At 71.1% G+C, this 13,085-nt stretch carries 11 protein-coding genes and 1 riboswitch; all 11 genes read left to right on the forward strand.

What is annotated here, in order from left to right; translation table 11 throughout:
* Positions 1 to 10 precede the first annotated feature (10 nt).
* The 11 genes from ftsR (at position 11) to ACQPXM_RS18505 (ending at position 13,084) form a co-directional block, all read left to right on the forward strand.
* A complete protein-coding gene (gene ftsR / locus ACQPXM_RS18455) occupies positions 11 to 646 on the forward strand; it encodes a transcriptional regulator FtsR (protein WP_432950195.1) in 636 nt (211 codons plus the stop codon).
* 167 nt (positions 647 to 813) lie between these two features.
* Positions 814 to 1,788 carry a GlxA family transcriptional regulator gene (locus ACQPXM_RS18460; protein ID WP_432950197.1) on the forward strand — a complete coding sequence of 325 codons (975 nt, stop codon included), beginning with the start codon at positions 814 to 816 and terminating at the stop codon, positions 1,786 to 1,788.
* A 50-nt stretch (positions 1,789 to 1,838) separates the two neighbouring features.
* Positions 1,839 to 2,333 carry a bifunctional nuclease family protein gene (locus tag ACQPXM_RS18465; protein ID WP_432950199.1) on the forward strand — a complete coding sequence of 165 codons (495 nt, stop codon included), beginning with the start codon at positions 1,839 to 1,841 and terminating at the stop codon, positions 2,331 to 2,333.
* Between the two features lie 193 nt (positions 2,334 to 2,526).
* Entirely contained in the window at positions 2,527 to 3,144 is a 618-nt protein-coding gene (locus ACQPXM_RS18470; RefSeq protein WP_432950201.1) for a MerR family transcriptional regulator, read from the forward strand.
* Between the two features lie 51 nt (positions 3,145 to 3,195).
* Entirely contained in the window at positions 3,196 to 4,092 is an 897-nt protein-coding gene (locus tag ACQPXM_RS18475) for a dihydrodipicolinate synthase family protein (protein WP_432950203.1), read from the forward strand.
* Between the two features lie 15 nt (positions 4,093 to 4,107).
* Positions 4,108 to 4,199: riboswitch (glycine riboswitch) on the forward strand.
* Positions 4,200 to 4,269: 70 nt separating this feature from the next.
* A complete protein-coding gene (gene gcvP / locus ACQPXM_RS18480) occupies positions 4,270 to 7,116 on the forward strand; it encodes an aminomethyl-transferring glycine dehydrogenase (RefSeq protein WP_432950205.1) in 2,847 nt (948 codons plus the stop codon).
* The gene (locus tag ACQPXM_RS18485) at positions 7,113 to 8,411 is read left to right on the forward strand and encodes a serine hydrolase domain-containing protein (protein ID WP_432950207.1); all 1,299 of its coding nucleotides are present in this window, start codon (positions 7,113 to 7,115) and stop codon (positions 8,409 to 8,411) included. The genes gcvP and ACQPXM_RS18485 overlap by 4 nt, the downstream gene beginning before the upstream one ends.
* Before the next feature lie 12 nt (positions 8,412 to 8,423).
* Positions 8,424 to 9,155, forward strand: a complete 732-nt coding sequence (locus ACQPXM_RS18490) for an SDR family NAD(P)-dependent oxidoreductase (protein ID WP_432950209.1) — start codon at positions 8,424 to 8,426, stop codon at positions 9,153 to 9,155.
* A gap of 220 nt (positions 9,156 to 9,375) precedes the next feature.
* The gene (locus tag ACQPXM_RS18495; protein WP_432950211.1) at positions 9,376 to 10,887 is read left to right on the forward strand and encodes a pyridoxal phosphate-dependent decarboxylase family protein; all 1,512 of its coding nucleotides are present in this window, start codon (positions 9,376 to 9,378) and stop codon (positions 10,885 to 10,887) included.
* Complete coding sequence (locus ACQPXM_RS18500) at positions 10,884 to 12,542, forward strand: IucA/IucC family protein (RefSeq protein ID WP_432950213.1); 1,659 nt, start codon at positions 10,884 to 10,886, stop codon at positions 12,540 to 12,542. Before ACQPXM_RS18495 ends, ACQPXM_RS18500 begins: the two co-directional genes overlap by 4 nt.
* Entirely contained in the window at positions 12,539 to 13,084 is a 546-nt protein-coding gene (locus tag ACQPXM_RS18505) for a GNAT family N-acetyltransferase (protein ID WP_432950215.1), read from the forward strand. Before ACQPXM_RS18500 ends, ACQPXM_RS18505 begins: the two co-directional genes overlap by 4 nt.
* Position 13,085: the final 1 nt, after the last annotated feature.

A 13,085-nucleotide genomic window follows, 5' to 3' on the forward strand; every position in this document is an offset into this window, starting at 1 on the left:
CATCGGACAGGTGCTGCAGGTCCTGCAGGCCGAGTTCGCCGACGTCACCATCTCCAAGATCCGCTTCCTGGAGGCCGAGGGCCTGGTGACGCCGGCGCGGACCGCTGCCGGGTACCGCAAGTTCAGCGCGGCCGACGTCGAGCGGCTGCGGTACGTGCTGACAGCACAACGCGACCAGTACCTGCCGCTGAAGGTGATCAAGGAACACCTCGGCGCGATGGACCGCGGACTGCGGCCGACGCCGGGCGGACCTCCGGCGGCACCGCAGGCGGCCGAGCCGGCCGGGCTGCCGGTCGCCGAGGACTTCGGCGCCGACCGGACCGAGCTGAAGCTGACCCGCGAGGAACTGCGGGCGGCCGCGGGCATCGACGAGGCGCTGCTCGAGCAACTGGAGAGCCACCAGCTCATCGTGGCCCGCAGCAACCACTACGACGGCGACGCGATCCTGGTCGCGAAGGCGGCGGCGCAGTTCGGCCAGTACGGCGTGGAGCCGCGGCACCTGCGCCCGTTCCGGGCCGCGGCCGATCGCGAGGTCGGGCTGATCGAGCAGGTCACCGGACCCCGGCGTACCGAGCGGACTCAGGAGCTGGCCGCTCTGGCGGTCCGGTTGCACGCCGCGCTGGTTCGCTCTCGCCTGCCTCGCTGAACTCGCGACCCGGGCGTGTCAGCTGGTCGGCCAGCCGGCCGAGCAGGGCCATGAGCAGGATCGCGACGACGGAGACGGTTAGCTGAAGGATGGCCACGCGCTCATCGTCGCGAGCCGGGCATCGCCTCGACAGTGGCAAGAATGCCCGTCTCCGATAGATTATCGCCATGCAGCGCAGACAGCGCCGACACCGCGTCGCGGTGGTCGCGGCCGATCGCGTCGACAGTCTCGATCTCGCGATCCCCGGCCAGGTCTTCGGCAGCGCCCGCGCCGAGGACGGCACCGCGCTGTACGACGTGATCATGTGCGGACAGCGTCCCGGTCTGGACGTGACCGGGCGTGGCGGTGCCGAACTGTTCCAGCTGACCGCGCCGTACGAGCTGGGTGAGGCGCTGACCGCCGACACGGTGATCGTGCCGGGCGCCCGGACGGACGGTGAGCCGGCGGCGGAGGTGCTCGACGTTCTCCGGCAGGCGCACAGCCGCGGCGCGCGGCTCGCGTCGATCTGCGCCGGTGCCTTCCTGCTGGCCGCGGCCGGCTTGCTCGACGGGCGGCCCGCGACGACCCACTGGACGTCGGCCGGCACGCTGGCCCGGCGGTATCCCCGGGTCGAGGTGGACCCCAACGTGCTGTTCGTTGACGACGGCAACGTGCTGACGTCGGCCGGCGCGGCGACCGGGCTCGACCTGTGCATCCACATGGTGCGCAACGACTTCGGTGCCGCGGTCGCGGCCGAGGTGGCTCGCCAGGTCGTCGTGGCGCCGCAACGCGACGGCGGTCAGGCGCAGTTCATCGTGCATCACGAGCCCTCCGACGACAGTGGATCGCTGGAGCCGACGATGCGCTGGATGCGCGAACGGCTCGGCGATCCGTTGACCCTCGCGGACATCGCGGACCAGGCGGCCGTCAGCCCGCGCACGCTCAACCGGCGCTTCCGCGAGCAGACCGGGGCGACTCCGCTGCAATGGTTGCTCACCCAACGCGTCCGGCACGCGCAAGAACTGCTGGAGACGACCACGCTGCCGGTCGAGGACATCGCCCGGCACTGCGGATTCGGTACGGCGATCAACCTGCGCCAGCACTTCACCCGGCGGGTGCGGCTGTCCCCGCTGGCCTACCGCCGATCCTTCCGGCTGCGCTGACGCCGCCCCGGGAGCCCGCTCGGCCTGGGGCCGGAGAGTAGGCTGAGGGTGTGCGCGAAGTCGACGTGGTCGGAGTCCGGGTTGAGATGCCCTCGAGTCAGCCGATCGTGCTGCTCCGGGAGGTCGGCGGTGAGCGGTACCTGCCGATCTGGATCGGTGCGGCCGAGGCCAGCGCGATCGCGTTCGCGCAGCAGGGGATGGAGCCCCCACGTCCGCTCACGCACGACCTGTTCGCCGAGGTGATCCGTGTTCTGGGTCACACGCTGACGCAGGTCCGGATCGTCAATCTGACCGACGGCGTGTTCGAGGCGATCCTGGTCTTCGACGACAAGACCGAGATCTCGGCCCGGCCGTCGGACTCGATCGCGCTGGCGCTGCGGACCGGTACGCCGGTGTTCTGCACCGAGGAGATCCTGGCCGAGGCCGGCATCCCGGTGCCCGACAGCGAGAACGACGAGAACGACGAGGTCGAGGAAGAGGAAGAGGTCGAACGGTTCCGGGAGTTCCTGGACCAGGTGTCGCCCGACGACTTCGACAAGAGCTGAGGTTTCGGGTTTGCCCCTGGGTACCTGGTTCCACCTGGGTGAATAACAATTCGGACTGTGAGCGCGACACGCTCTCGGCTCCACGCGGTTGTCGTTGACCGGTTCAAGTCGGCGGCTTACCTTGAAGGAGTTGTGAGGAGTTGTAACTCCACGGATGTAGTCCGTTCCAGTCGGTACCCAGGGAGGCTCAGGCGTGACACGCACCGGCGACACTGATCTGACGGCGCAGTCGGCGTCCGAAGCACACGCCGACGCGGCTGCCGCAGCGGGGGTGCAGGGCCTGCTCTTCGACGACGACCTGCGGCCCATGCCGGAGGACGTCGGTTTCCGCGGCCCGACAGCGTGTGCCGCTGCCGGGATCACCTACCGCCAGCTCGACTACTGGGCCCGCACCGGCCTGGTCTCGCCGTCGGTCCGCCCGGCCACCGGCTCGGGCACGCAGCGGCTGTACGGCTTCCGCGACGTCCTGTTGCTCAAGGTGATCAAGCGTCTGCTGGACGCCGGGATCTCGCTGCAGCAGATCCGCACCGCGATCGCCCACCTGAGCAAGCGCGGCATCGACGACCTGACCCAGATCACGCTGATGAGCGACGGCGCCTCGGTGTACATGTGCACCTCGCCGGACGAGGTGATCGATCTGCTGGCCGGTGGCCAAGGCGTCTTCGGCATCGCCCTCGGCGGTGTCTGGCGCGAGGTCGAGGGTTCGCTGTCGGAGCTGCCGACCGAGCGCGCCGACGGCCACGACGAGGAGTCCGGTCCGCACGCGAACGACGAGCTCGCCGCTCGCCGCCGCGCCCGGATGACCGGCTGACCTGCCGTAGCGAGCACAGTGCGCCCACTCACCGCGGAAAGTCTGCGTGGTGTGTGGGCGACGTTGTTGCTGCCCCTGGACCCAGACGACACGATCGACTTCGCCCGCCTCAGGACCCAGCTCGACCACCTCGTCCAGGCCGGCCTGCACGGTCTCTACGCGCACGGCACAGCGGGTGAGTTCCAGACCCTGACCGAGCCGGAGTACGACCGGATCAACGAGCTGCTCGCCGCCCGCTGCGAAGCCGCGGACCTGCCGTTCCAGCTGGGTGCCAGTCATCCGTCCGCCCAGCTCCAGCTCGACCGCGTACGCCGGGCCGCCGCGCTGCGTCCCTCGGCGATCCAGGTGATCCTGCCGGACTGGCTGCCGCTCACCCCAGGCGAGGTGCTCGTCTTCCTCGATCGCGTCGCCCAGGCCGCCGACGGCGTACCGCTCGTGCTCTACAACCCACCGCACGCGAAGACCCAGGTCGGCCCGGAGCAACTCGCCGACCTCGCGCGCGCCGTACCGGCGTTGATCGGGTTGAAGAGTGCTGGTGGGGACGCCGCGTGGTTCGATGCCGCGCGTGAGTCCGGACTGTCGCTCTTCGTGCCCGGCCACTTCCTCGCGAGCATGACGCCGCTCGGAGCGGACGGCAGCTACTCGAACGTCGCGGCGCTCTCGCCGGCCGGTTCCGTCGGGTGGTACGAGCTGATGCAGTCCGACCACCAGGCGGCACTCGACGTGGAGCGGCGGATCGCCGAGTTCTTCGCCGAGCACATCGCGCCGCTGCAGAAGGACGGCCTGTCGAACCCGGCGCTCGACAAGTTCCTCGCCGCGGTCGGCGGCTGGGCGGACGTCGGCACGCGGGTGCGCTGGCCGATGACCTCGGCTGATCCGGACCTGGTCGCGCCGGCCCGGGCGACCGCACGGCGGCTGCTGCCGGAACTCGACGCGGGCAACTGGTAGCCTCGGGGGAGCCGTACACAGCACTCGGGAGAGTCCCAGGTTCGCCTGGGCGCCGAAGGGGCAATTCCTCCCCGGAACCTCTCAGGCCCATGGACCGGGTGCCGCAGGCGACTCTGAAGCGCTGTGCGCGTGACAGAGGGGGAGGCCACCGGCAGACTGTCAGCAACGGAGCCTCTCGTGAACGATTCCCCCCAGATCTCGGCCACCTTCGCCGACCGGCACATCGGCCCGCGTGCCGACGAGGTCGCCCGGATGGTGCAGACCCTCGGGTACGCCGACGTCGACGCTCTGGTCGACGCCGCGGTGCCGGCGTCGATCCGTTCGGCCGAGCCGCTCCGGCTGCCCGAGCCGGCCTCCGAGGTCGACGCGCTGACCGAGCTGCGTCAGCTGGCCGCGCGCAACACCGTCGCCACCTCGATGATCGGCCAGGGCTACTACGGCACGTTCACGCCGTCGGTGATCGTCCGCCGCCTGGTCGAGAACCCGGCCTGGTACACGGCGTACACGCCGTACCAGCCGGAGATCTCCCAGGGCCGGCTCGAGGCGCTGCTGAACTTCCAGACCGTCGTGTCCGACCTGACCGGCCTGCCGACCGCCAACGCGTCGCTGCTCGACGAAGGCACCGCCGCGGCCGAGGCGATGACGCTGGCGCACCGGTCGAACCGCAAGTCCAAGAGCAACCGCTTCCTGGTCGACGCCGACTGCTTCGCCCAGACCATCGCCGTCGTCGAGACCCGCGCCGAGGCGCTCGGCCTCGAGGTCGTGGTCACCGACACCACCGACGGTCTGCCGGACGGCGACTTCTTCGGCTTCCTGGTGCAGTACCCGGGCTCCGGTGGCGTGGTGCGTGACCTGAAGCCGCTGATCGCCGCCGCGCACGAGCGCGAGACGCTGGTCGCGGTCGCGTCCGACCTGCTCGCGCTGACGCTGCTCGAGGCGCCCGGTGAGGCCGGCGCCGACATCGTGATCGGCTCGTCGCAGCGCTTCGGCGTCCCGCTGTTCTACGGCGGCCCGCACGCCGGCTTCATGTCGGTCCGGACCGGCCTGGAGCGGTCGTTGCCCGGTCGCCTCGTCGGCGTCTCGGTCGACGCCGACGGCGCCCCGGCGTACCGGCTGGCGCTGCAGACCCGCGAGCAGCACATCCGCCGCGAGAAGGCGACGTCCAACATCTGCACGGCGCAGGTCCTGCTCGCCGTCGTCGCCTCGATGTACGCCGTCTACCACGGCCCGGACGGTCTGAAGGCGATCGCCGAGCGCGTGCACGCGGGAGCCGACAGCCTGGCCGCGTCGCTGCGCGCCGGTGGTGTCGAGGTCGTGCACGACCAGTTCTTCGACACCGTGCTGGCCCGGGTCCCGGGTCGTGCGGCCGATGTCGTCGACACCGCCCGGCAGAACGGCATCTGGCTGCGTCTCGTCGACGCCGACCACGTCGGCATCTCCTGCGACGAAAAGACCGACGCCACCGCACTCGGCCGGGTCTGCAGCTCGTTCGGTGTCACGTACGACGCGTCGCTGACCGGCGCCGGCCTCGCCACCGAAGTGGTCCGGACCAGCGAGTACCTGACCCACCCGGTCTTCAACACCCACCGGTCCGAGACGGCGATGCTGCGCTACCTGCGCAAGCTGTCCGACAAGGACTACGCGCTCGACCGCGGCATGATCCCGCTCGGCTCGTGCACGATGAAGCTGAACGCCACCACCGAGATGGAACCGGTCACCTGGCCGGAGTTCGCGGACCTGCACCCGTTGGCGCCGATCGAGGACGCGGCCGGCTACGTGAAGCTGATCGGCCAGCTGGAGCGCTGGCTGGCCGAGGTGACCGGCTACGCCAAGGTGTCCATCCAGCCGAACGCCGGCTCCCAGGGTGAGCTGGCCGGGCTGCTCGCGATCCGCGGCTACCACCGGGCCCAGGGCAACGAGGAGCGCAACGTCTGCCTGATCCCTTCGTCCGCGCACGGCACCAACGCCGCCTCCGCGGTGATGGCCGGCATGAAGGTTGTTGTTGTCAAGGGCAACGACGACGGCACCATCGACCTCGACGACCTGCGGGCCAAGGCGAGTGAGCACGCGGACAAGCTGGCCGCGATCATGATCACCTACCCGTCCACGCACGGCGTGTACGAGGAGAGCGTGACCGAGGTCTGCCGGATCGTGCACGACAACGGCGGCCAGGTGTACGTCGACGGCGCGAACCTGAACGCCCTGCTCGGCCTGGCCAAGCCGGGCGAGTTCGGCGGCGACGTCAGCCACCTGAACCTGCACAAGACGTTCTGCATCCCGCACGGCGGCGGCGGCCCGGGCGTCGGCCCGGTGGCCGTGGCCGAGCACCTCGCGCCGTACCTGCCGAACCACCCGCTGCTCGGCCAGGCCGGTCCGGACTCCGGCGTCGGCCCGATCAGCGCGGCGCCGTTCGGTTCGGCCGGCGTGCTGGCGATCTCCTGGGCCTACATCCGGATGATGGGCGCGGAGGGGCTGACGTCGGCCACCAAGGCCGCCGTGCTGACCGCGAACTACGTCGCCAAGCGGCTCGAGAACGCGTTCCCGGTGCTCTACACCGGCGAGAACGGCCTGGTCGCGCACGAGTGCATCCTCGACCTGCGGCCGATCACCAAGCAGACCGGCGTCACCGTCGACGACGTCGCGAAGCGGCTGATCGACTACGGCTTCCACGCGCCGACGATGTCGTTCCCGGTGCCCGGCACGCTGATGGTCGAGCCGACCGAGTCCGAGGACCTGGGCGAGCTGGACCGCTTCATCGACGCGATGATCGCGATCCGGCACGAGATCGACCGGGTCGCGGCGGGGGAGTGGCCGGCCGGCGACAACCCGCTGGTCAACGCCCCGCACACCGCGTCCGCGGTGATCGACGACAAGTGGGAGCACGCCTACACCCGCGAGGAGGCCGCGTTCCCGCAGTCGGTCGACCGGACCACGAAGTACTGGCCGCCGGTCCGCCGCATCGACGGCGCGTACGGCGACCGCAACCTGATCTGCTCCTGCCCGTCGCCGGAGGCCTTTGAGTGACCCTTCGGTCTGACACCGCCGCCGCCTTGTACGCCGAGGTGGCGGCGGCCCAGAGTGAGTGGAAGCTGCCGTCGATCACCGCCGGGGTGGTGCGTGACGGCGCGCTGGTCTGGACCGGGGCGCGCGGGCAGTTCGCGACGGCGGACGGTGGGTCGCCCGGTCCGGAGCGGCAGTACCGGATCGGGTCGATCACCAAGACGCTGACCGCTGTCCTGGTGATGCAGGCGCGCGACGACGGCCTGCTCGCGCTGAACGATGCCGTAGGCAAGCATCTGCCGGGGATCGCGTTCGGTGAGCTGACGATCCGGCACCTGCTGTCGCACTCGGGTGGGATGAACGCCGAGCCCGAGGGCCCGTGGTGGGAACGCAATCCGGGGGTTTCGTTCGAGGCGCTGGCCGCCGCGATGAACGAGTCGCAGGCAGCAGGCGTCCCGGACCGGCGTTACCACTACTCGAACCTGGGTTACGGCCTGCTCGGCGAGATCGTCTCGCGGCTGCGGGGCGCGCCCTGGACCGAGCTGGTGCGCGATCGGATCCTGTCCCCGCTGGAGATGCGGCGGACGACGTACTTCCCCCAGGACCCGGCGGCGCAGGGGTTCTCGGTGCATCCGTTCAGCGGGCGGCTGGCCGAGGAGCCGGCGTACGACTCGGGCGCGATGGCGCCGGCCGGGCAGTTGTGGAGCACGATCGAGGACCTGGCGAAGTACGCGTGCTTCTGGATCGACCCGGTGCCGGAGGTGCTCAGCCGCGACAGCGTCGAGGAGATGGCGACCCCGGCCTCGGCCGATCCGCGCGAGGCGCTCAACGCGGCGTACGGGCTGGGGCTGCGGTTGCAGGCCGACGACCCGTACCTGTTCGTCGGTCACACCGGATCGATGCCGGGCTTCGTGGCCGGGCTGTTCGTCGACCGGGTGCGGCGGATCGGTGGCGTCGCGCTCGCCAACGCGACGTACGGCAAGTGTGCTTCGGTCCCGCTGGATCTGATGCGGGTGCTGATCAAGCACGAGCCGTGGTTGCCGCAGGAGTGGGTCCCCGAGCCCGAGCTCGCGCAGGGCGAGGAGCTGCTGGGGCACTGGTACTGGGGGAACACGCCCGTCACGATCTCGGTGTGCGGCGGCATCCTGCAGATGAGCGGTGCGTTCACCTCGCGCTTCTCACCGCTGGGCGTGGACCTCTATCAGGGGCGCGACGGTTATGTGGCCGGCGAACGCCTTCGCGTGATGCGGGACGGCGGGCAGATCACGCATCTGGACCTGGCGACTTTCGTTCTCACCCGGACGCCGTACGGGCGCTGATACCGTCGGTGGATGGCATCGCTGGAGGGGAGGGTCGCGCTCGTCACGGGAGCGAGTCGCGGCGTGGGGAAGGGCATCGCGCTCGGGCTCGGTGAGCAGGGCGCGACGGTCTATGTGACCGGTCGCGCGGCGGCCGGCGGGCCACCGACGACACCGTTCGGCGGCAGCGTGCAGGAGACAGCCGACGAGGTGACCGCGCTCGGCGGCCGCGGCGTGGCGGTGGTCTGCGATCACGCGGTCGACGCGCAGACCCGGCAGGTGATCGAGCGCGTCGTCGCGGAGACCGGGCGGCTCGACCTCCTGGTCAACAACGTCTGGGGCGGCTACGAGCACTTCTGGGACGGGACCGAGTTCTGGCGCGAGGCCGGGTTCTGGACCGAACCGATCGCCCGGTGGGACTCGATGTTCACCACCGGCGTCCGCGCGCACTACGTCACCAGTGTGTTCGCGGCGCCGACCATGGTCGCTCAGGGCTCGGGCCTGATCGTGAACGTCTCGTCGGACGCCGCGGAGAAGACCGACGCGGGCGTCAGCTACGGCGTGGCGAAGTCGGCGACCGACCGGATGGTCGCCTGCATGGCGCACGACCTGCGCCCGCACGGCGTCGCCGCGGTGTCGCTGTACCCCGGCCTGGTGCGCACCGAGTCGGTGCTGGCGGCCGCGGAGTTCTTCGACATGTCGGACTCGGAGTCCCGCAGTTCATCGGCCGCGCGGTGGCGGCGCTGGCCGCCGATCCGGACGTGATGCGGTACTCCGGACAGGTGGTCCGGTCGGCCGCGCTCGGCCGCGAGTACGGGTTCACCGATGTCGACGGCCGCAGGCCGGGAACCGGCGGGCCGGCGTACCAGGGGTGAGGCTCGCCACTGCTGGTGCAGTGCAGTTGACACAGCGTGCCAGGGACGAAGTAGGTTAGGCCTGCCTTACTAAGGCTTGCCTTACTCAACAACTTCCCTGGAGAAGCTGGATGCCGCAGCAAGTGGGTCTCACCGCGTTGAGCTCATCGGCCCGGGCGCCGCACAGCCCGTACCAACTGACCGTCCCGGCCTGGCCACTGGCGTCCACCGTCGTGGACCGCGACCGTGGACCGCTGCCGGCCGGACTGCCGGCTGACGTGCTGCGGCGGACGGCCGAAGTGCTCGGGGAACCGCGGGTGCCGTCGACGGGAGTCGGCGAATCCGCGGCGCTCGAACTGGTCGCCGGACTACTCGACAGCTACGGGATCGATCTCAGCCACCCACGGGCCGCGGCGCACCTGCAGCCGCCGGTGCTGCAGGTCGCCGTCGACGCGGACGCGCTGGCGTCGGCGAGCAACGCCTCGATGGACACCTACGACTCAGGCCCGGCGACGCTGGCGATCGAGCAGTGGGTGGTCCGCTCGCTCGCCGCGCTGGCCGGCTTCGGCCCGGCCGCCGACGGCGTGCTGACGCCGGGCGGCTCGATCTCCAACCTGCTGGCGATCCTGATCGCGCGGGACAGTGCTGCCGCGGCGGTCGGTCTCGACGTCCGCCGGCATGGCGTGCACGAGATGCGCCGGCCGGTGGTGTTCTGCTCCGAGCTCGCGCACTTCTCGGTCCAGCGGGCCTGCGCCGCGCTGGGGCTGGGGGAGGACGCGGTGGTCGTGATCCCGGCTGACGGTGACTTCCGGATGCGCCTCGACGTGCTCGCCGACGAGCTGGCCCGGCCCGACCGGACTCCGATCGCGGTCGTCGCGACCGCCGGTACGACGGACTACGGCTCGATCGACCCGATCGCCGGCATCGCCGAGCTGGCCCGCCCGTACGGCGCCTGGGTGCACGCGGACGCGGCGTACGGGTTCGGTGCGCTGTTCTCCGACCGGCTGGCGCCGTTGCTGGCCGAGCTGCCGGCGGCGGACTCGGTGACGCTCGACCTGCACAAGATCGGTTGGCAGCCCGCCGCGACGAGCGTGCTGCTGGTCGGGGACCGGGAGCGGTTCGCGGCGCTCGGGCGCTCGGTCGACTACCTGAACCCGGCCGACGACGTCGACTCCGGGCTGGACGGGCTGCTCGGGCGGAGCCTGCAGACGACCCGCCGCCCGGACGCCGTGAAGATCGCCACCACGCTGTCGGCGTACGGCCGGGCCGGACTGGGCAGGATGCTCGACACCTGCCACGAGCTCGCGCACGCCGCCGCGGCCAGAGTCGTTGCCGACAGCAACCTCGAGCTGCTGGCGCCGGTGACGCTGACCACGGTCCTGTTCCGGGTCGCCGGGCGGGAGCTGGACGCGGCCGGGCTGGACGCGCTCCAGGGTGAGATCCGGCGCCGGTTGCTGACCTCGGGACAGGTGCTGATCGGCCGCACCAAGATCCCGGCCCGCGGTGACCGTCCTGCGGCGGTCGCGCTGAAGCTGACACTGCTGAACCCGAACGCGACCGCGTCGGACATCGAAGAACTGCTCGACCTCGTCGTGGCCACCGGCCACGACGTCCGGTCGGCCGGCGGCGAAGGAGCGGCATGACCCCGACCACCGCAGCAGCGGTCACCACTCACCTGAACGCGATCCTGCGCTGCTACACCCGCGAGGCGGGCGTGCCGGTGTCGCCCGGGCTGCTGACGTTCAAGGTGGGTGACGCCGCGGTGACCGCTCAGGTCCTGCACGCGTCGCCGACCGGACTGCACCTGTTCGCCGACGTGCTGGTCGACGGGGAGGCGCCCGCGCCGGAGGAGCTGGTCCGCCTCCTGGCGGTGGACGCCGACCCGGTCGAGGTCGACGACCTGGCCGCTCGCACCGCCGAGTCGGTGCGCAATGTCGCGACGTTCTTCGCCGGACCGGAGGCTGCCGATCAGGAGACCGGGCTGGGGCGCTTCCTTGAGCACGAGCAGGCCCTGACGGTCGGGCACCAGAACCATCCGGCGCCGAAGAGCCGGGACGGGTTGAGCGGGGCCGAGCTGGCGGAGTACTCGCCGGAGCTGGGTGGCCGCTTCGCGGTGCACTGGTTCGAGGTCGACCAGGAGCTGGTCTCCTCCGACCAGGTGGCCGGCGCGCCGTCACTGCAGGGACTGGACGCCTTGCAGCTGATGGCCGCGCTGGCCGGTACGACGCCTGCCGCGGGTGCGGCGCTGGTCCCGGCCCACCCGTGGCAGGCCGAGTCCCTGCTGCACCGCCCGCGGGTCGCCGAGCTGATCCGCGAGGGCCGGGTCCGGCCGCTCGGACCGCTCGGCGCGCAGTGGTACCCGACCTCCAGCCTGCGCACGGTCTACCACCCGGACCTGCCGGTCATGCTCAAGCTGTCTCTCGGGCTGCGGATCACCAACTCCCGCCGCGAGTCCACCTCGACCGAGCTGCGCCGCGGCCTGGAGATCAACCGGCTGCTCGACGCCGCGTACAACGCCGGTACGGCGACCGCCCACCCGGGCTTCTCGATCGTGCGCGACCCGGCCTGGGTTGCGCTGGACGAAGGCGGCGAGACGCTCACCGGACTCGACGTGGCCGTTCGCGAGGTCCCGGCGGACGTCGACAGCTACGCCTGTCTCGCCGGACTCGTCGCGCCGCGCCTCGGCGGAGTCAGCCGCCTCAGCGCGCTCCCCGCCGTACAGGAGAACCCGGGGGCCTGGGTGGCGTCGTACGTCGATCAGGTGCTCGTCCCCATGCTCTGCCTGTACGCCGAGACGGGCATCGGCCTCGAGGCGCACCAGCAGAACACGCTGGTCCGGCTGGACGACTCCGGACGGGTCGTCGGCGGCGCGTACCGCGACAACCAGGGCTACTACCTCGCGTCGTCGTACTTGAAGGGGCTGCTCGCGGTCACGGGTCTGACCGACTCCACGCTTGCCGTGGTCGAGGACGCCATCGTGGACGACCGGCTGACCTACTACCTGCTGCACAACCAGGCGCTGGCCGTGGTCAGCGCGCTGGGAGTGGACGGGGTCGCTGACGAGCTGGACCTGCTGGACGTCGTACGGGAGCGCCTGTCCGACGCACTGCCGTCGCTGAAGTCCGCTGGACCTGACGGCGACCGCCTGGCTCAGCGATGGCTCACCGCGGATCACCTGCCCTGCAAGGCGAACATGCTGACCCGGCTGAAGGGCATCGACGAGGTTGTCGCGCCGCTGGACAACCAGTCGGTCTACCTGGAGATCCCGAACCCCCTGCGGATGGGTGCGGCCCGGTGAGGTGTGAGGTCGCGCCGCTGCTGCACCTGGACGACGGCTTCGACCTCCGCCCGGCCACCTCGGCGGACGCGACCACGGTCGCGCAGTGGATGGCGCAGCCGCACGTCGTGCCCTGGTGGCAGCAGGACTGGCCGGTGGAGCGCTGGGCTCAGGAGCTGCAGGAGCAGGCCACGGGGGAGCACTCGATTCCTTGCGTGGTTGCTTTCAAGGACGAGGACCTCGCCTACGTCGAGCTGTACCGAGTCCGGCACGACCGGCTCGCGGAGTACTACGCCTGGCAGGAACACGACTGGGGACTGCACATCGCCATCGGCGACGTCGGCCAGGTCGGGCAGGGGCTGGGACGCCGGCTGCTCGGGGCTCTCGGCGACGCCGTCCTGCGGGCCGATCCCCGCTGCGGCCGCGTCGTGGCCGAGCCCGACGTCCGCAACACCCCGTCGGTGCGCGCGTTCGCCGCTGCCGGGTTCGAGCCGGCCGGGGAGCTACAGCTGCCCGAGAAGACCGCACTACTGATGGTCCGCACCCGGACCGTGGAGGCATGAG

This window comes from Kribbella sp. CA-253562 (genome assembly GCF_050942265.1).
Lineage (GTDB): Bacteria > Actinomycetota > Actinomycetes > Propionibacteriales > Kribbellaceae > Kribbella.